General features: G+C 46.9%; 10 protein-coding genes. 4 read left to right on the top strand and 6 right to left on the bottom strand.

Annotation, left to right across the window (positions count from 1 at the left end; all coding sequences use genetic code 11):
- Positions 1 to 94 precede the first annotated feature (94 nt).
- Positions 95 to 2,326 carry an inorganic phosphate transporter gene (locus tag TBC1_RS11100; RefSeq protein WP_062042206.1) on the top strand — a complete coding sequence of 744 codons (2,232 nt, stop codon included), beginning with the start codon at positions 95 to 97 and terminating at the stop codon, positions 2,324 to 2,326.
- Positions 2,327 to 2,365: 39 nt separating this feature from the next.
- The gene (locus TBC1_RS11095) at positions 2,366 to 2,998 is read left to right on the top strand and encodes a DedA family protein (RefSeq protein WP_062042202.1); all 633 of its coding nucleotides are present in this window, start codon (positions 2,366 to 2,368) and stop codon (positions 2,996 to 2,998) included.
- Positions 2,999 to 3,065: 67 nt separating this feature from the next.
- On the opposite strand, the gene TBC1_RS11090 is transcribed toward TBC1_RS11095, so the two are convergent.
- From TBC1_RS11090 to TBC1_RS11070, 5 genes are all read right to left on the bottom strand, one after another.
- Complete coding sequence (locus TBC1_RS11090; RefSeq protein WP_062042199.1) at positions 3,066 to 4,355, bottom strand: hemolysin family protein; 1,290 nt, start codon at positions 4,353 to 4,355, stop codon at positions 3,066 to 3,068.
- Positions 4,356 to 4,665: 310 nt separating this feature from the next.
- Positions 4,666 to 5,397 carry a head GIN domain-containing protein gene (locus TBC1_RS11085; protein ID WP_062042195.1) on the bottom strand — a complete coding sequence of 244 codons (732 nt, stop codon included), beginning with the start codon at positions 5,395 to 5,397 and terminating at the stop codon, positions 4,666 to 4,668.
- A 372-nt stretch (positions 5,398 to 5,769) separates the two neighbouring features.
- On the bottom strand, positions 5,770 to 10,314 hold the full coding sequence (locus TBC1_RS11080; protein ID WP_082189573.1) for a carboxypeptidase regulatory-like domain-containing protein: 4,545 nt from the start codon (positions 10,312 to 10,314) through the stop codon (positions 5,770 to 5,772).
- A 29-nt stretch (positions 10,315 to 10,343) separates the two neighbouring features.
- Positions 10,344 to 10,547, bottom strand: coding sequence for a hypothetical protein (locus TBC1_RS11075; RefSeq protein WP_062042189.1), 204 nt, complete (start codon positions 10,545 to 10,547; stop codon positions 10,344 to 10,346).
- Positions 10,548 to 10,810: 263 nt separating this feature from the next.
- Positions 10,811 to 12,553: a tetratricopeptide repeat protein gene (locus tag TBC1_RS11070; RefSeq protein ID WP_137305601.1), complete on the bottom strand. Its 1,743-nt coding sequence runs from the start codon at positions 12,551 to 12,553 to the stop codon at positions 10,811 to 10,813.
- Positions 12,554 to 12,938: 385 nt separating this feature from the next.
- Between TBC1_RS11070 and TBC1_RS11065 the strand changes: the two genes are divergently transcribed.
- Positions 12,939 to 13,655, top strand: coding sequence for a DNA alkylation repair protein (locus TBC1_RS11065; protein ID WP_062042183.1), 717 nt, complete (start codon positions 12,939 to 12,941; stop codon positions 13,653 to 13,655).
- Between the two features lie 22 nt (positions 13,656 to 13,677).
- Here the strand turns inward: TBC1_RS11065 and TBC1_RS11060 are convergent, their stop codons facing one another.
- A complete protein-coding gene (locus TBC1_RS11060) occupies positions 13,678 to 16,047 on the bottom strand; it encodes a M14 family zinc carboxypeptidase (RefSeq protein WP_062042180.1) in 2,370 nt (789 codons plus the stop codon).
- Positions 16,048 to 16,358: 311 nt separating this feature from the next.
- Between TBC1_RS11060 and TBC1_RS11055 the strand changes: the two genes are divergently transcribed.
- Positions 16,359 to 19,727 (top strand): methylmalonyl-CoA mutase family protein, encoded by a 3,369-nt coding sequence (locus TBC1_RS11055; protein WP_062042177.1) that lies wholly within the window; start codon positions 16,359 to 16,361, stop codon positions 19,725 to 19,727.
- Positions 19,728 to 19,747 lie beyond the last annotated feature (20 nt).

Genomic DNA, 19,747 nt, shown 5'->3' with positions numbered 1-19,747 from the left:
GTCAGCCGGTATAACTTAACATAAAATTAATATCCGGACCGGTTTTCAGCCTCTTACTTTATGTAATATTGCGCCCTCATTTTATGCAGCTGATATGGAGAGCATTTATTTCATTTTTATCATTATTCTGTTCCTGCTGGCGATTTCCGACCTGATCGTCGGTGTAAGCAACGACGCGGTGAATTTTCTGAATTCGGCAGTCGGTTCCCGTGCGGCAACGTTCAGGATTATCATGCTGATCGCGGCCACCGGGGTGCTGATGGGAACGGTTTTTTCGGGCGGGATGATGGAAATTGCCCGGAGTGGCGTTTTCTATCCTGAGAAGTTTTCCTTTGCGCACATTATGCTTATTTTTCTCGCTGTAATGATTACGGACGTAATCCTGCTCGACACATTCAATACAATAGGCTTTCCCACATCCACCACGGTTTCTCTGGTGTTTGAGCTGCTGGGCGCCGCCGTGGCCATTGCAGTGATTCAGATTTCCCAGGGGGATCAGGCCGGTATGCTCGGGGATTACATAAATTCGGGTAAAGCCTTTGCCATTATTTCCGGCATTCTGGTATCCGTGATCATTGCCTTTACTTCAGGTACTATTATTCAGTTTATCACCAGACTGATTTTTTCCTTTGATTATGAAAAAAAGCTAAAGTATCTGGGCGGGCTTTTCGGAGGCGTTGCGATTACAACCATTGTTTATTTCATTTTAATAAAGGGAGCGAAAGATGCCGCTTTTATGACCGAAAGCACTTATACGTGGATCAAAACGAACAGTTTTCAGATCCTTTTGTATTGCTTTTCAGGGATTACTGCAATATTGTATTTGTTAAACATATTATTCCATGTTAATATCTTAAGGATTGTTGTATTGGTGGGAACATTTGCGCTGGCTATGGCTTTCGCGGGGAACGACCTGGTAAATTTCATCGGAGTGCCACTGGCCGGGTATGAATCGTATCTCACCTTTATCAACACACCGGGAGCTGATCCTGGTACATTCGGTATGGGAGCGCTGAACGGGGCTGTGAAGACACCGATGATGTTCCTGTTGTTATCCGGGGTCATCATGGTAATTACACTCTATACATCCAGGAAGGCCCGTACCGTGATCATGACCGAGGTCAATCTCAGCCGGCAGGATGAAGGAGAGGAGCGTTTCGGATCTACAGCTTTATCCAGGGGCATTGTAAGGGCTTCGCTCAGGGTGAATGACCTGATTTCGGCTATTTTACCTGTAAGTACACAAGCCTGGATGGCAAAAAGATTTACACCGCTTCCGCGGAAGAAAAAGGATAAAAATCAACCGGCTTTTGATCTGCTCAGGGCTTCGGTGAACCTGGTTGCATCCAGTGCCCTGATCGCGCTCGGCACATCATTAAAACTCCCGCTTTCAACCACTTATGTAACTTTTATGGTTGCAATGGGAACCAGTCTTTCGGATGGAGCCTGGGACAGGGAAAGTGCTGTATTCCGGATTACCGGGGTGTTTTCGGTAATAGGGGGATGGTTTTTTACAGCCATTTCCGCTTTTACGATTGCATTTCTGCTGGCTACGGCGTTTTATTTCGGAGGATCTATTGCCATTATAGTAATGATTGGGATTGCGGTTTACATGGCATATCGCACACACAGGTTCCACCTCAGAAAAGAGGAAACCGGAAAAGCAATTCATCATGCGGAAGAAACTGTGGATGCTGGAAACCTGAAAGAATTTTGCCTGAATAATACGGCTGTTATATTTTCGAAAACAAAAGAATATTATAATCAGGTGGTTACAGGCCTTGGCTCAGGAGATGTGCATCAGTTGAAATCATTGAGAAGGCAAACCGGGGCTTTGCAGAAAGAGGTAAGGTCACAGAGAAAGATTGTTTCTCAGGTACTCAGGGGAACTGGGGAGGAGGAGGCTGAGACGGCTTATCAGGCCATCAAGATTCAGGATAACCTGCTTGAAATCATCAATTGCCTGAACCTGATTTCGGGCGCCGCATACAATCATCTGGTCAATCATCACAAGCCCCTGAATGCAGAACAGATTTCCGACCTTCATCTGCTCGGTCAGCGGTTTGCCCTGATATTAACCGGCATTGAAAATTTGATTGCTCAGCATCCTTTGATTTATCCGGATTCCATCATGCAGGACAAGGCTGAAATACAAAATTTCATTGAAGACATCAGCCGGAATGAGGTAAACAGGATCCGTGAAGAAATGACTGGAAACAGAAGCAGTATCTTGTTTATGAATCTGCTGCAGGAAACCAGAAACCTTGTTTATTTTTCATTTCAGGTATTGCAGAGCATTGGCGGCAATAATCTGAAAGAAAAATAGTTGTACAGTGCTGAAGTGTTTAATCGAAAAGTTGTAATAATGACAGAAGCATTTGCCGATATCACTGCCTGGTATTTTGAGCATATCAACTATCTGACCATCACCCTGCTGATGATCATTGAAAGTTCATTTATCCCGTTTCCTTCAGAGGTAATTATACCGCCTGCGGCTTATAAGGCTGCTGCAGGTGAGCTGAATATTTTTCTGGTGGTATTTTTTGCCACCCTGGGCGCATTGCTGGGGGCCCTGTTTAATTATTATTTTGCTTTATGGCTGGGCCGTTCGGTAATCTATTCCCTTGCCAACACCAGGTTGGCGCGCATGTTTATAATTCAGCCGTCTTCCATCCGCAAGGCAGAAGACTACTTTATCCGGCACGGGAAATCCTCAACCTTTATCGGAAGACTTATCCCAGCCATACGGCAGTTGATTTCGATTCCTGCCGGCCTTGCCCGTATGCCGCTGAAAAGCTTCATTATTTATACCACAGCCGGCGCGTTACTCTGGAACATTATTCTTGCCACCCTGGGCTATTATTTTCCTGAAGAACTGATGGAGCGCTATTATCATGAAATAAATATTGCCATGATAACAGCCGGAATATTGTTCGTGGCATATCTGGTTTATCAGGGCGTTTTTGGGAAAACGGTTAAGAACGTTATACCGGAATAGGATTCCGGATATAAGCCGCTTAGCTGTCAGGTTAAAGATTGCACTTTTCTGATATTAGCCGGACGGGTTAATCTGATTTTTGCTGATCTGCAGAGATCAGCACCTTGTCGATGCGGTTACCATCCATATCCATTATTTCAATGGTATACCCCATAAAAGAAAATTTATCCCCCGTTTCCGGAATTTTGCCAAGGTGATCAATCACAAATCCGGCGACAGTTGAATAGTCTGTTTCTTCAAAATCAACGTCAAAATTCTCAATCAACTCTGTTAATATATCGGCCGGCACATCACCGCCAACCAGCCAGGATCCGTCTTCCCGCTGAAAGACATCCCTGTCATCTTTTTCTTCAAAATCGGGAAACTGCCCCAAGAGGCTTTCAATCATGTCGTGGAGGGTAATAATGCCCTCAAATCCGCCGTATTCATTGACAATGAAACAAATCCGGTCTCCATCCTGCCTGAGTGTTGTCAGGACTTTTGATGAGTGGGCTGATTCCGGTAAAATAGCAGGTTCAACGATGATTTCCGAAAGGTTAAAATCAGGGGAGTCATTTAACCTCCTGTAAAACTCCCGCTGATAGAAAAATCCGGCGAAATTATCAATATTGCCCCTGCAGCAAACCACCTTGCTGTGCCTGAAGCCTGTAACCAACTTTTTTATATCTTCCTTTGAACTGTTCAGGTCAATCCATTCCACTTCGGTCCTGTGGGTCATAAAGTGTCTGGCCCTTTTGTCCGAAAAGTAAAAGAGTTTGTCATGGATAATTTTCTGTTCTTTTTCAATCACTCCAACCAGGGAGGCAGTCTTCAGCATATTTCTGAGTTCGGCTTCTGTGATTGCGTCTTCTTTTTGCCTGATGCCGAGCAAGCGGTTGATGAAGCCGGTGGATCCGGAGAGCAACTTTACGAAAGGATAGAACAGCTGGCTGAATATCAGAATCACCTGCGCTACTTTGACGGCGGTTTTTTCAGGTTTGCTGAGGGCCATGGTTTTGGGAACCAGTTCACCGAAGACGATGGAAACATAGGTTATTATTACCACGGTGAGGGTAAGTGCGATTTCATAAGCATAGGGTTCCATCCAGCTGACCCTTCTGAAAAAGGGTGTGAAATCATCTGCCAGGTTCATCCCTCCGTATACGCCGGTGACTATGCCGATCAGGGTGATTCCAACCTGTATGGCAGACAGAAAACTGTCAGGGTTTTTCAGCAGTTTCATGGCTGCTCCGGCTCCTTTGCTGCCATCCTTAGCAGCCTGCTGCAGCCGCTCAGGCTTGCTTGATACCAGCGCAATTTCAGAAAGGGCAAAAAAGCCGTTGAGCAGTATCAGTAACGAAAGTATCAGAATTTCCATTTTTTATGATTATGAAAACCGGAGTGGAGCCTGGTTTAGCATTTCCCTGATGTATTTAATTCAGATCCTCCCTCTTTACCTGACGGTTCCCGCATTTCCTCCGATTGCGTTTTGCAAAATTATCCTAAGTTTGGTAATTCTGTAAAATACTTTTATTGAATTCTTTAACAGCTGTAAATAACAAGGGGACAAATAAAGAAAAACCCCGGTGGAGTGGCCGGGATTTAACGTTATTAACCAAAAAAGCAGAAAGTATTGCCGGCTTAATGAGTTGACCTTCTCCCATCCGGCCCTGAGATTAACAAGAATTTCAGTTTACACGCACAACCTTGCCCGATCCTGAAATCCGGCTGTCGACATCCGGGAATCCCCTGTAGTAAATACTGGCACTTCCGCTGATGCTTGCTTTCAGATACTCAGCCACACTAACTTCCGTATTACCGGTACCGCTGATGCTGATATCGGCGGTTTCGCTGAGCAGACCGAAAGCGTATATATCTCCAGAACCCGAAACGGTGAAGTTTTCAGTGATGGTGGTCCCTGCCAGTGAAATTTTACCGCTTCCCGATATGGAAGCCCTTACCGTATTGGCAAATACTTCAGCATCAACACTCCCTGATCCTGAGATGTTGACATCAAAAGCGTCTGTTACAATTGGGGTTTCAGCATAAAGGTTTACTGAGCCCGATAAACGGATGTTGTTATAGAAGGCAGAGGAGATGTAAATCTTAATGGTTTCGTGGCGACCGAGACCGGCGCCATTTTCCAGCTTTATTTTCAGTTCATTGCCGCTGACGTAAGTTTCAATGGCATCAAGCACGTTTGCCTGGGCTTCGATGGTAAGGTCACGCACAGGGCTTTGCACAATGTAAACATCGGCGGGGATGGCTACCGAAATATCCCGGTGCACTGGTACAACGCGGGTTTCGCTATATACAGGACCTGTTCCGCGGATATTGTTCCATCCATCTCCTTCACAGGAAGTCAGAAATAGGGCCAGCGTAATTAAGGGCAGTAAGCGGAGGTAATTTAACGTTTTCATATCTGTAATGTTAAGTTGTGGAAGGCCGAATTATCGAAAAGAAAAATTCATGCCAGATTTAGTTATCAGGTTACAAATTTCCACACAGAGGCCACGTTTTACAAATAAAGGTCGGTAAACGGCATGATCCGGCAGTTGAAAAGCGAAATCATCCGGTTGAAAGGGAGAAAGGGGGTGATTCCGGAAAGAATCGGACTGTGTATATTCCTGTCCGTATTTTTCCCCAGGCTGAGGAAAATGATGCGGTAACGGTACAATTCATTCCTGATATGGCTGGTCTTCAAAAAAAATCAGGACCGTACCATAAAGTACAGCCCTGATCTGAAAATGAAGAAGAAAATCACCCTCCTTCTCCCGAAGGTTTATTCCTGCTTATTTTACTATCAGTTTTTGTTGTTTGATTCCATCCCCGGTCTGAATCACAAGCAGATATGTTCCGCTGGCGACGTTATTCAGGTTGAGACGGTGGCTGTCACCGGTAATGCGTGCCTGCAGTTTCAGGGAGCCATCCATGGTGAAGAGCAACACATTTGCTCCGTTGCAGTTGCTGATGGTTACACTTTCCGATGCCGGGTTGGGATAAATTACCACGCTGCCTGTTTCAACAATTCCGGTGCCGACGCCGACGTAATTGATCACGTTGGAGAATGAGAACGCGGATTCGCCGGTTGTATAGAATGCTGTTACAGCATAAACATACATATCATTTTCATCGGGCGGCCAGGTGGTGTCGTTAAAGGTAGTTACATCAAGGGTTTCAGCATTGAGCAGGGGCCAGGTTGCAGCATTGGCAATATCCGTAAGTCTGCCAAAACTGATGTTATAGCCCGTTAATGCCCTTCCCTGCATTTGAGATGTGGCATCTGTCATCACCTGCGGCCGGATCAGGAAGGTTCCCATTCCACCGACAATTCCTGATAATGGAGCAATATCTCCGCCCGGGTATTTATAGCGGGCATACTCTGTAACCACATTGGATGAATCCCATCCGAGGTAACTTGACTGGGCCGGGGTGCCATTCCAGTAAACCATAGCGTAATGATCACCTTCAAGGGTGATGTTTGGCACCGGCACGTGAATCCATGCATCCAGTCCTGACATAAATTCCCCGCTGCTTACAATCAGGTTGTAATCTTCATCAAATATATCCAGCCTCATCGGTTGAGCGGTGGTCAGGGGTGAGTATTTAGCCCAGTAAATATCAAAACCGGTAATTGTTGCAGGCTCTTCAAACGGGATGTAGTTCCCGAGCCATACTTCTTCTCCGGTTTCACCTGCCCAGCCCTGTTCATGGATGCCATCTTCAAAAACCAAGGTATGCTGCGCTGCGGAAGTGGGGGTATTCCAGGTTACTTCCATGCTGCCGGTCACGGGTTCAGCCGATACGAGGTATGGGATCAGCATGGCTTCACTAAGCACGATTTCGCCAAGATCAATATCTGAATCTGTTACCACGACAGGTGCCGTATAGGTTGCATAACCATCTGCCGAAATGCTGATCTGATAGGTATTCTGGCTGTAAACATTTTCGAGCAGAAATTCCCCGTTAGTGCCTGTCATTGCGGAATATGTATTGTAACCGGAAAGTGTGATTGCTGCATTTTCAATTCCAGTTCCCGGATTATCAATGCCTGAAACTGTGCCTGAGATATTTACGAGGGCCAGTTCTCCCATCACAAAATCGAGGGTAGTGGTATTGCTCAGGGTTACCTGAAGCGGGTGGGTAACAGCGGTAAAGCCGAATTTATCAGCGGTTGCAGGATAAGTTCCGGCCGGGATATAAGGCAGTTCGTACATTCCGTCAGCATCGGTATGCGTGACAATATTCAGCTGTTCTACCGTTACTGAAGCGCCTTCGATGGGAGCGCCGTCGGGGTCGGTTACAGTACCTGCGGCTGCGCCGAGATTACCGTTAAATACAAAACTGATTACCGGATTGATATTTGAAGTTCCTGCCCCGGGAGGTGAATACGGATCGGGAGGATTGGTATAGCCGGCTGTATATTTGGAGGATGATACCATTCCGCTGTAAGTGCTGAACCCCTGGTTAATATTGGTATGATCATCAATTTTTTCAACCATGACTACCAGATTCATGGAGGTGTCATTGTAATTGAATGGTGTCTGGAAAGGGATATAGATTGTTTGCTCCCCGGGAATAAAATTCAGATGACCGTCAAAAACAAGCTCAAGTTCGCCTGCAGGAATCCACTCAGGCAACTCTTCCATGGTTGTGGATCCTATCCATATACGAACCGGTACATCGGTCTCGGGAAGGAGGAATGAATAATCGTAAGCAATTCCGAAGATTACACCCTCATTTTCAATTTCGTCGTTGAGATAAAGTGTTTCATACAATGAATGATTGAATGAAAGATCTATCGGGCCGGCATACGTTGTATATCCGATTGACTCGCCAACTCTGACCACTTCAGATGCGGCAGGGATACCTGAAAGCATCAGAACGGCGCTGAGGTTATTGTCCATATACTGATCCTGCAGATATTCAATCTCAGCATAGATTTCATATTCACCGATTTCGGCGAAAGTATAAGAAAGATCGTAAGTAAGTTCTTGTCCGTAGGCAATTTCAAGTCCGGAAACCGAGAATACCTCTGTCGGATTTTCAGTACCTCTGAGCAATTTCACCCTGTAATCATTGGCCGGCACAGTCTCAAGGCCGCTGTTACGGATAGTAAGCGTAAAGTCAGATGCTTCGCCCAGCCTGTAGAGGTTATTTCCGCTGAATGCGGTTACTTTCAGATCAAATTCATCAAAATGAACCGAAATATTCTGTCCAAGTATATAATCAAGAGTTACCTGTCCTGAGAATGCGTAAGGATCTGAAACATTGACCATGAATCCGATTCTCCCCGTTTGTCCTGCAAAGGCAGACATATCAACTTCATATCGCGTGAACTGCATGATATTCAAAGCAGGGTTCTGAATATAAATCCATTCGGAAGTACCTTCTTCCTTCCAGAGAATACTCAGATTTCCGGGCCACCACATACTTGAAACGGCATAAAATGAAAATGATGCATTTTCGGAGATATCCAGACGGGTGGTTACCAGTGTGTCGGCATATCCGGCCGGAACCATGGACATGGCGCTGCTGTTGCCGCTGTATCCATAGTAACCTGAGCCCCAGTAAACGCCGTTTATCCAGTTTTCGGGAGGGAAATTTCCTGTTTCAAAATCTTCGAAAAAGGCATCAAAAGCGTAAACATACGTGTCGAAAGAGAGCGCGTTGTCCGGTTCGGCTCCATCATCTTCGGGGACCGAAGCTTCGATGGTATAATCACCAACTTCAGCGGGTGTCCATGGAATACTTACTCTCACCGTATCAGCGGGATTAAGCATACCTGTGGGTTGTGTACCGATGACAACTCCGTTGGCTTTGAAAGTTACCGTTTTCTCCTGGGCCATTGATCCGTAATTCTGGATTTTGGCTGACAGCTCCGTGGTACTGTTCTGGAAAACCGTAGAGAGACTGCTGTGGAGATCCTGGATTGCAAAATCATCCTCAACCGGGGTAACACATGAAATAAAGGCTACCCATCCGGAAGTGGTTTCCCATCCGGGTCCCATAAAATGAATGGTAAGGGCGCCATCACTGTTAAGTGCGGTGATGATCCCGGGACCATCGGTTCCCATCCAGCTTCCGATCACCGGAGCATCTGTTGTAGCTCCGTCGTAGATGGTAAAACCACCATAACTGGCGTTAAATTCCAGGAAGGTGAGTCTTACCCTGTCGCCGGCATTGGCCGGATAAATCGTGGTAACCGCATCGTCATTCATTCCGATATCCCCGTCGAGTCCCCCGGCATCGGTAAATGTTGCACCGCAGGAGGTAATGGTTTGGGTTCCGGTGGATGGCATCGGATAGACGGTACCAAGATTGTAGACTGTTTTTGAAGCTGTATTGTTGCCTGCAACCGGATCGCCGGCCTGTGTAACCGAGGCAGTGATCTCATATAACCCTGCGGCAGACAGGTCAGCAGTGGTGGTAAATGTGTACTGACCAATTTCGTTGGGGGCCAGCGTCATTGCAGCGGCACTTTCGACAACCGGTGTACCTCCGTTGATGCTATAGCTGACATCAAAACCTGTTTCAACAGCATTTCCTTCATTTTTGAGCGAAACAACAATCTGCTCAGTGGCTGTTAAAGTTGCCGACGTATTTGGCTGAATGATGGCGGTCAGGGATAAGTCGTTGTCAAGTCCGTCGCCGTAAAGTGAAAAGGCCAGGTTAAAATCAGACCATGACATCATTGATGCTGCGGTCCAGTCAGTGTTACCGGTCCCGAATCCATCGCCGGGATTTTTCCAGTGGTACTCATTTCCAATGGTTGTACCCCCATGATTGTACCATCCCCATTGATTGGAAACGTTGTAGTCAGCCACAGCCTGGACGCCTACCCAGTAAACTCCTGAAGTGAATGGAATCACTGCAGGAAGCATAAATTCGTATTTGTAGCTGTAATTTTCTTCATCAAGAAGAATCTCATTGTAATCGGTGAAATTCTCAAAGGAGTGTATGGCAGTTCCCGGAACGCCGTTGTTGTCTGCATAAAAATAAATATTGAATGCAGTAACCGGGACCCCGGTCCATTGAAAATACTGACCGGCTACATCAATGTATCGGATATCCCAGGATTCACCTTCCGGAACGGTAAAATCATCAGCCGCAATAGAGGTATTGTTGACATTTCCCGGGTCTGTGAATTGCTGACTTACCAGGTAATTCCAACCCAGAGGGAATAACTGGTCGTAAATTACTCCGCCGTTCCGGGTTGAGGCGTTGCGCACGGGATGGCTGCTTTTGCCAAAAATGGCCTGCTGGCCATATCCTGACAACGACAGCATTGACAACATGAATGCTGCCAGTGTTAAGGATAAAGTAAACTTTCTCATGTTCTGGATATTTGGTTTTTAGTGATTTTTTATTCGGTTGAATGTTGATTTCCAAGTTGGTTATCCGTTTTTTTCTTCCGCTTACTTCCGGGAGGTTTCTCCCTGTCCTCCCTCTTCTCTCCCATTTTTAAAAGGATTTTTCCTAAAGCTGCATTTTCGTTATTCAGCTTTTTAATCAATTGTTTCATCTCCTTTTCAATCTGGTCGGCTGCTGGCTTTTTATCTTCTTTCATGACGGGTAAAATCTTCACCGGCAAAACTCGGTGACAATTTCCGATGCACCTAATTATAATAGCCAACAAAAAAACTACATGGGGAAAAAGCATGGGAACAATAATGCTACAAATTGCGAAAACCACTGAAAAGCAATTATATAGAATGGGCATATTGCCAGAGTCCTGGCATTTCATTGTACAATGAAAGGGTGGGGATTACTGAAAAATTAAGGGTCAGGTGACAGGGATTTAAACTATAACGTGTAAAATCATTCTGAAAGTTATCCGAGTTGCTGCAGTATGCTTACAAGATTCTCATCCCTGGTGATGCCCAGTTTTTTTCTGAGTCTGGCGCGGGCTACCTGAATGCTTTTCAGTGACTGGAATGTAATGGAGGAAATATCCTTGGTGGTCATATTTAGCCTGAGGAAGGCGCATAGTTTTATTTCATTCGGAGTGAGGTCGGGATACTTTTCACCCAGCTTCTGATAAAAATCCTGATGCACATTCTGGAACCTGATTTCGAATTCATTCCATACGGTATTGTCTATGTTTGATTTCATTTCACGGATGATTTCCTGCACTACCGTTTTGTTTTCCGGGAGCAACATATGCCTGATTGCCAGCAGCTTTTCAGTAATGGATGCAAGAAATTCATTTTTATTCACCAGGTACATTACGTGTGTAGCCAGTTCTTTATTGCGGTATTCCAGTTCCAGTTCCAGGTTTTGTTTTTCCAGCAACAGGTTTTGTTTTTCCAGTGTCAGGTTTTTCTGCTCCAGCTCCAGGCTTTCTTTGACCAGTTTTACCTGTTTCATTTTTATCCGCTGGTTACGGTTTATCAGGTAAAGAATCACAACGGTGAAAAGGAATATGCCGGCTATGATCAGATAGATCAGTGATTTCCGTTCTTTTTTTGTCAGCTCTATTTCCTGTTGCAACTCAGTCTCCTTACGCAGTTTCTCATACTGGTACTGTAACTCAAGGCGTGCAGTCTGATGCAGTTTTTCGCTATCAAGGATACTGTCGTGCAGCTGCTTGAAAAGTTTATGCATTTCCAGAGCCTTGTCAAATTCTCTGGTTTTCTCATAGGTTCGCGACAGAAAATCAGCAGAGAGCATTTCGGATTTCAGGTTCTTTGATTTCCTGCTGAAATTCAACGCTTTCTGCAAAAAGTCAATGGCAATTTTGTAATTGCCACGCATAAATTCAAGGTTTCCCAGATTGTTGTTCACCTGGGCCAGCCCGGCTGTATCATTGATTGTTTCCCGGATATCAGCAGATTTAAGATAATATTCGTAAGCCTTTTGATAATTTTTCTCTTCCTTGAAAATGATCCCCAGGTTATTATATAGCACGGCATCGTATGCAATTTTCCCTAACTGTTTGTTCAGCCCGAGCGCCACTTCAAAATATTCCCTTGCCTTTCCAAACTCCTCGAGTGCAACGTGAACCGATCCCAGATTCAGCACAAAAACAAACATATTCTCAGAAGCATCATTTTTTTGTGCGCTTTGACTGAGTTTTTTAATGATTGTATATCCCTTTTCAAAGTATTCCTTTGATTTTATATAATTCTCCATAGAGAAATATGACAATCCAATATCACCATATGCCAGGGCTGTCTGAATTTCAATTTTAGCCGTATCATGCGCTGAAGAGCGGATTATATCATAGTGTAGCAGAACTTTGAACAGATATTCAAGCGAAATATCATAGTTCCCGCTTTTATAAAACAACCGGTTCAGCTTATAATAAATAACGGGGGCAAAACGGCTTTCATTCTCAGGGCCAACACGTGATAGCGCTCTGTTGTAGTAGTATAGCGCCGAGTCGTGCTGGTCAAGCCTGGCATAATAATCTCCGGTTTCGGCCAGTAACCTGATTGCTGTAGTATCTGCAGAGGCGGCAGCGGCAAGCATCTTCAGGCTGTCGGCAGGACCGGCAGTCAGTTTGTCGCATACAGGCATGATCCACAATATGGTGAATACAGCGAACCTAAAAATGCCGCCTGACTTTTTCAAAAACCGGAAATTCAAAAAGATAGGTTTAAAACGTTGTGATTAGCAAAGTTAAATAATTCGCGAATTGTTTGCTTTCTGTGTACATATTTATCGGGATAATGGTATTTTTGAACAGCCTTGTCCGGATAAAATGAAGAAAGAATTTGCCACAAAGACACTAAGTATCACTAAATGAGAAAAATAAATTTGTGAAACTTGGTACCTTCGTGCCACTTCGGCAAGCTCAGTGCATCGCTTAGTGGCGAAATAATTAAAGGTAAATTGTATGCTGTTGCAATCTTCTGAAACCAACACCTATAAAGCATTCCGGTCAAATTATAATAATTTCCCCGGACAACAATGATTTCTGAACAGGTGTCCGGTTTATCTGATCAAAACTGATTTTATGAAAGCAGAAGCCCTTTTCCAGGAACTGAAAAGTTATTGCATTGAACATGCAAATCCTGAACTTGTTATAAAATATTCCCGCTACTTCAAAGAGGGGGTGTATGATGCGTGGGGCCTCAGCCAGGCGCAGATGGACGCGAAGAAGGCCGAGCTGAAGAAAGCCGGAAATCTTACGGTTGATCTGGTTTTTGACACAGCCCCTTTGCTGATGAAAAGCGGCAAATACGAAGAAACTTCCTTTGTACTGATTCTTTTATCCCTGGTAAAGGATAAACTGCAGAAAGCAGATATAAAGCGGATTGAAAAACTGTTTGAAACCGGTATCCGCAACTGGGCTCATGCCGATTACTTGGGGATGTTTTTCCTGCCCGAACTGATGAAGCAGGATTTGATGGGCAAAGAGGATTTCAGGGGATGGGTTACATCGCCCTTTAAATTTCAGCGACGCTGCGTGCCGGTGACATTCATAAAACTATTAAAGACCGGGGTTACTTATGAGGAACTTTTCACTTTTCTTGAGCCGCTGATGCTTGATCCTGAACGGGAAGTACATCAGGGCATGGGCTGGTTCCTGCGCGAAGCATGGAAAGTAAATGCCGGGGTAACGGAAGCCTTCCTGCTGAAGTGGAAAAACACCGCGCCACGGCTGATTTTCCAATATGCCTGTGAGAAGATGGACAAAACAAACAAAGCCCGGTTTCGCCGGGCTAAGTAATTGAAATAGCTTAAAAAAGGAATTACCTGATCAGTTTTTGCACCCCAAGCACCTGATTATCCTGAACCAGTTTACAGAAATAGATACCGGAAGCAAGTCCCGAAGTATTAAGTTTTATCTCCTTATCTGATCCGGCCAAAGCCTGTTGCCGGATGATACTGCCACGGGCATCCACTACAATCAGGGAGGCGTTGCCTGAATGGTCAGGAATATTTACCTTAAAAGTGGCCTCCTCATCTGCAGGATTGGGCCAGGGGCCTGAAAGGCAGTTTGTGGCCGGGGCCGGTATCTGTCCTGTGTTGGTAGTAATATCAATGATGGTAATCCCGAAGTTGTCAAAGAAGAAGCCATCGGCAATGGTATTGGCATCACTGCGCAGGTTAAACCTGAAGCGTACCGATTCACCGGCGTATTCACTCAGGTTGATTTCTTCGCGTACCCAGGGATTCTGAATGCCGTCGTAAACCGGCTGTCCGGTTGCCTGATAGCTTGAACCCGTGCGGGTATATTTCCCTGAGAGCGGTTCCCAGGTGGCTCCTTCATCCGTTGAGATTTTCAACTGAACATAATCGTATCCGGCCTCAATTCTCCAGCGTGCATAAAAGTTAAGGATGGCTACCGATGCATTGGTCAGGTCAATATCATTGACGGTTGTAAAAGTTGTATTCGCATTGTTAGCATATAATCCCGCAGGAGAATCGGCAATTGAATAGGGGGCGGAATAGGGGAAACTGCTGTATAGCCCCCACTGCCCGTTCCATTTATCCAAATCGGGAAACTCATCGTAAAACACGACTACGGGAATGCCGTAGTATTTTTCAATGGTATCGCGGGTAATATAAAGACCATTATCGAGGGTAAGCACATACCTTAGCGTGTCGCCATTGACAACTTTATCGCTGAGCTCGAAGGATATGGAATCGGTTTTGGACTGAAGAACGGCCAGATTGCTGATGGTTACCGGTTCACCGACAGTCAGGAACTCATCTCCGAGGGGCTCAATGGAAACCGTGTAATCTGCACTGGTTTGCCCGAGTCGTTTAACGTCGAAAACGATCCAGGACACCTTATCCGCAATGATCATGGGGGTGATGTCGTCAATTTCGCCGTAAGGACCCGAGAATTTCGCTGCCAGCAGGCTTTGTATCATATTTTCCTGGCAGAGGGGAATAATCCGGTTCACTGCCGGCCAGAATCCGTCACCCTGGCTTCCCACTTCAGGGGTGTAGGCGAGTATTTTATTTTTTGTGGTTTGTTCGCCGTACATCCAGTCATCGGAACCTCCGTTTGAGGGATAGATGGTTGTATTGCCGGGACCATAAGTATAGTTGTTGTCCACGGTCATTCTTCTTGAGTACTCGGCAAATGCGCTTTCATCGGGCGTTAATTCAGGGATGTAGCCCCATGCATAAAGCAGCAGGTTGCTGTAAGAGTGGTAATTCAGGGCGATCTTAAAGTCATGTGATTCGCAGAACTCTTTGATGATCTGAGTTTCCGGCTCAGAGAAGGGGGCGGAACCCCGGTAGGTTTCCTGCGAGGGATAAGGGGAAGAGCCTTCATCATCATATCCCCAGCCCCATCCATAGTTGCGGTTGAGGTCAACCCCGACATACCCGCCTCCGGTCACTCTTCTGTTTTTACGCCACATACCGCCCCCGTTCGGATTGGTGGTGATGTTGCGCTGGTATCCGTCAGGATTTACAATGGGGATGAAAAACATCTCGGTATTGTCAACCAGGGTTTTAACCTCGTTGTTGGTTTCATAATTTTCGAGGAGGTAATACATATAGTACAGCAGGTGCTGCATGCCTATCGGTTCGCGGGCATGGTGCATTCCGGTATAAAGTACCTGAGGTTCATTCTCTGCCTCGTTGGGATTATCGGAAATTTTAACGTAGTAAACAGGCCGGCCCTCAATGGTTGTAAGTGTTGAAACAGCTTGCTTTTCCGTAATCAGATCCGGGAAAAGATAAAACATATTATCGAGGTGCTCATAGCATTCGTCCATAGTGCTGAATCCGCCGCAGCTTCCCAACTCAAAATTGAAAGGTACAGGGTAATCTGAAGGCGCACGGAGGGCCTGGTTTCTGACTTCCCGGGGGTCAATTCCTGCATTCCGGTTGATGTAAAAGGTTTCCAGATCATCAATTTCAACCGTACAGGCAAGGCCCAGCTCCTGAACTTTGCGGAATTCGCTTTCTGTCAGGGCGGTGGTGAAGGTGTTTTTCTTTTTGCTGTAAAAACCGGCATCCATGGCGATGCCCAGGCGGGCAATGGCGGGAATGTCGTCAGGATTAACATCAATGCTGACCTGCAGGTATTTTTCCTGCTGGGCGAAGCCAAAGGCACATATTAACAGTAAAATAACCGAAAGCGTAATGGTTTTTCTCATGGATGTAAAATTGGGCTTGATTATGAATATTATCACAAACGTAAGGGTTTTTTACGAAAAATGCAGAGGTATCGTAAAATTTGATTGAAAAAGCCCATGAAGGTGTCTGATTTTTTTCGAACCAAAAAGCCTTTCCGATTGTTAGTGCAAACGATTGCGATACAGACGTTCATGCATTTTCGTTACTGCACGGCATGCCGGGTTTTTCGCTTTTTGTGAATGAAAGCCGGGGATTATGGTCATCAACAGGCGAGAAATTTTATAACATACTCTTATTCAGGGGGTGATACTCCCTGCCTTAACAACTACCCATGCAGGAAAACAAAGCGTACAAACCCAAGAACCATATCCGGATAGTAACGGCTGCTTCATTGTTCGACGGACACGATGCGGCCATCAACGTGATGCGCAGAATCCTTCAGTCGTCGGGGGCGGAAGTCATCCACCTGGGCCACGACCGTAGCGTTCAGGAAGTGGTGCAGTGTTCCATTCAGGAGGATGTGCAGGCCATTGCCATTACATCCTACCAGGGCGGGCATATGGAGTATTTCAAATACATGTATGACTTGCTGCAGGAGGCGGGTTGCGGTCACATCCGGATTTTCGGCGGTGGCGGCGGTGTTATACTTCCCCAGGAAGCTGAAGAACTTCACAAATACGGTATCGCCAGGATCTATTCGCCCGACGATGGTCGCAAAATGGGTTTGCAGGGGATGATCAACGACCTGCTCCGTAAGGCTGATTTTGAAGCCGGAAATTTTAACGGCATCAGTGCGGATGTTATACGCTCCGGGAATGTGCGTGCCATCGCGTCCCTTATCAGCGCCGCGGAAAACCATCCCGACAAGGCAAAAGAGATTACCCGGGAACTGCGGAATACATGCAGTACCCTGTCGAGCCCCGTGCTTGGCGTTACCGGTACGGGCGGCGCCGGGAAATCGTCGCTGGTGGATGAGCTGGTACGACGGTTTCTGCTGGCCAATCCCGGAAAGAAGCTGGCAATCCTCTCCGTTGATCCTACCCGTCGCAAGAGCGGAGGAGCGCTGCTGGGCGACCGCATCCGCATGAATGCGATCAATTCGCCCCAGGTTTTCATGCGCAGCATGGCCACACGTCAGGCCAACCTGGCCTTGTCGAAATACATCAGCGATGCCGTCTGCATTGTAAAGAACGCAGGTTTTGATCTGGTGATACTCGAAAGTTCTGGCATCGGCCAGAGCGATACAGAGATCGTGGATTATGCCGATCTCTCCCTGTATGTGATGACGCCGGAATACGGAGCCGCCTCCCAGCTCGAGAAGATCGACATGCTCGATTTTGCCGATGTCATCGCCATCAACAAATCGGACAAGCGCGGAGCCGCTGATGCCTTGCGGGATGTTAAAAAGCAGTTCATCCGCAACCACAAGCGCTGGGACGATGAGCCTGATTCGCTGCCGGTATTTGCCACCCGGGCTTCACAGTTTAACGATGCGGGCGTAAACAGACTGTTCAATCATCTGATTTCGCTGATGAATGCCAAAGCCGGCAAGGATTTTAAAACGTTTGAAATTGGTGCCGGAGAGGAACAGGGCACTGTTGCCATCATTCCGCCTTCCAGGGTGCGTTACCTTTCGGAGATCAGCGATACCGTCAGGAATTACAACGCGTTTACGGAAAGGCTGGCAAAAGAAGCTGTCGAGCTGCAATCGCTGGAACAAGCCGGTAGTCTGCTGAAAAAGGAATCGCAGGACGTTCCGGAAACCATCCTTCGGCGGATGGAGGCACTCCGGAAATCGCTGGGTGAAGACCATCTGGCGGTTATCGGATCGTGGGAAGAGAAGAGAAAGAGGTTCAGCGATCCGGAATACAGCTATAGTGTGAGGGGGAAAGAAATTAAGGTACAGACCTTTACGGAATCTCTTTCGCATACCAGGGTGCCGAAAATTTCCATGCCGCGCTATCACAGTTGGGGCGATATCCTGAAATGGAACCTGCGCGAGAATGTTCCGGGGGAATTTCCGTATGCCTCCGGGGTTTATCCCTTCAAACGCGAAAACGAAGATCCTACCCGCATGTTTGCCGGTGAAGGCGGACCGGAGCGCACCAATAAGCGGTTTCATTACGTATCGGCAGGAATGCCGGCGCGCAGGCTGTCCACGGCTTTCGATTCGGTTACACTTTACGGTGCCGATCCCGACGTGAGGCCCGATATTTACGGGAAAATCGGGAACGCCGGTGTTTCGGTGGCATGTCTCGACGACGCCAAAAAGCTCTATTCGGGTTTTAACCTGCTGGATGCCGCCACTTCGGTAAGCATGACCATCAACGGACCGGCTCCGGCCCTGGTGGGATTTTTTATGAATGCGGCCATCGATCAGCAGTGCGAGTTGTATATCAGGCAGCACGGACTCGAAGCAGAGGTTGAAAAGAAGATTGCGGCAATTTATAAGGCAAGGGGCACGGAACGCCCTGTTTATCAGGGAGCGTTGCCGGCGGGTAACGACGGGCTCGGCCTGATGCTGCTGGGGGTGACCGGCGATCAGGTATTACCGGCGGAGGTTTACCAGAAAATAAAAACCGGTACCATCTCAAAAGTCAGGGGTACCGTGCAGGCCGATATCCTGAAAGAGGACCAGGCCCAGAATACCTGTATTTTCTCTACCGATTTTTCACTCAAGGTGATGGGAGATGTGCAGGATTACTTTATCCGGAATAACGTAAGGAATTTCTATTCCGTGTCAATTTCGGGATACCATATTGCCGAAGCGGGCGCCAATCCGGTAACCCAGCTGGCGCTTACCCTGGCTAACGGGTTTACCTATGTGGAGTATTACCTTTCGCGCGGGATGAAGATCGATGACTTTGCACCTAACTTCTCGTTTTTCTTTTCCAACGGCATAGATCCCGAATATGCGGTGATGGGAAGGGTGGCCCGGCTGATCTGGGCCAAGGCCATGAAGCTGAAATACGGCGCCAACGAACGCTCCCAGATGCTGAAGTATCATATTCAGACTTCGGGTCGCTCGCTGCACGCGCAGGAGATCGCCTTCAACGATATCCGGACCACGCTTCAGGCCCTTTATGCCATCTACGACAACTGTAATTCGCTGCATACCAACGCTTACGACGAGGCCATCACCACGCCCACCGAAGAATCGGTGCGCAGGGCCATGGCCATTCAGCTGATTATCAATCATGAACTGGGACTGGCGAAGAACCAGAATCCGCTGCAGGGCTCCTTCATCATCGAGGAGTTAACCGATCTGGTGGAGGAAGCGGTACTGATGGAATTCGACCGGCTTACGGAACGTGGCGGGGTGCTTGGCGCGATGGAAACCATGTACCAGCGCAGCCGCATTCAGGAAGAATCGCTCTATTACGAGAAACTGAAGCACGACGGCAAGCTGCCGATTATGGGGGTGAATACCTTTCTTTCGTCGGAAGGCTCGCCCACCACTATTCCGGCAGAGGTAATCCGTTCAACTCCGGAAGAAAAGGATTATCAGGTGTCGATGCTCAAACAGCTGCACAAGACCTGGCAGCCTGAAGCGGCACAGGCCCTGAAGTACCTGCATCACACGGCAGCTAAAAACGGCAACGTGTTTGAAGCCCTGATGGAAGCTACAAAATATTGCTCGCTCGGACAGATCACGCAGGAGTTGTTCAGGGTTGGAGGGCAGTACAGGAGGAATATGTGATTGCGGATTTTGGATTTTCG

This window comes from Lentimicrobium saccharophilum (assembly GCF_001192835.1).
GTDB lineage: Bacteria > Bacteroidota > Bacteroidia > Bacteroidales > Lentimicrobiaceae > Lentimicrobium > Lentimicrobium saccharophilum.
This window is presented reverse-complemented; position numbering and strand designations above follow the sequence as displayed.

Bases quoted from the DNA above. Each gene is read 5' to 3' on its own strand.
- TBC1_RS11090 (WP_062042199.1), bottom strand. From the start codon at position 4,355: ATGGAAATTCTGATACTTTCGTTACTGATACTGCTCAACGGCTTTTTT.
- TBC1_RS11095 (WP_062042202.1), top strand. From the start codon at position 2,366: ATGACAGAAGCATTTGCCGATATCACTGCCTGGTATTTTGAGCATATC.
- TBC1_RS11100 (WP_062042206.1), top strand. From the start codon at position 95: ATGGAGAGCATTTATTTCATTTTTATCATTATTCTGTTCCTGCTGGCG.
- TBC1_RS11055 (WP_062042177.1), top strand. From the start codon at position 16,359: ATGCAGGAAAACAAAGCGTACAAACCCAAGAACCATATCCGGATAGTA.
- TBC1_RS11085 (WP_062042195.1), bottom strand. From the start codon at position 5,397: ATGAAAACGTTAAATTACCTCCGCTTACTGCCCTTAATTACGCTGGCC.
- TBC1_RS11065 (WP_062042183.1), top strand. From the start codon at position 12,939: ATGAAAGCAGAAGCCCTTTTCCAGGAACTGAAAAGTTATTGCATTGAA.
- TBC1_RS11080 (WP_082189573.1), bottom strand. From the start codon at position 10,314: ATGAGAAAGTTTACTTTATCCTTAACACTGGCAGCATTCATGTTGTCA.
- TBC1_RS11060 (WP_062042180.1), bottom strand. From the start codon at position 16,047: ATGAGAAAAACCATTACGCTTTCGGTTATTTTACTGTTAATATGTGCC.
- TBC1_RS11075 (WP_062042189.1), bottom strand. From the start codon at position 10,547: ATGAAAGAAGATAAAAAGCCAGCAGCCGACCAGATTGAAAAGGAGATG.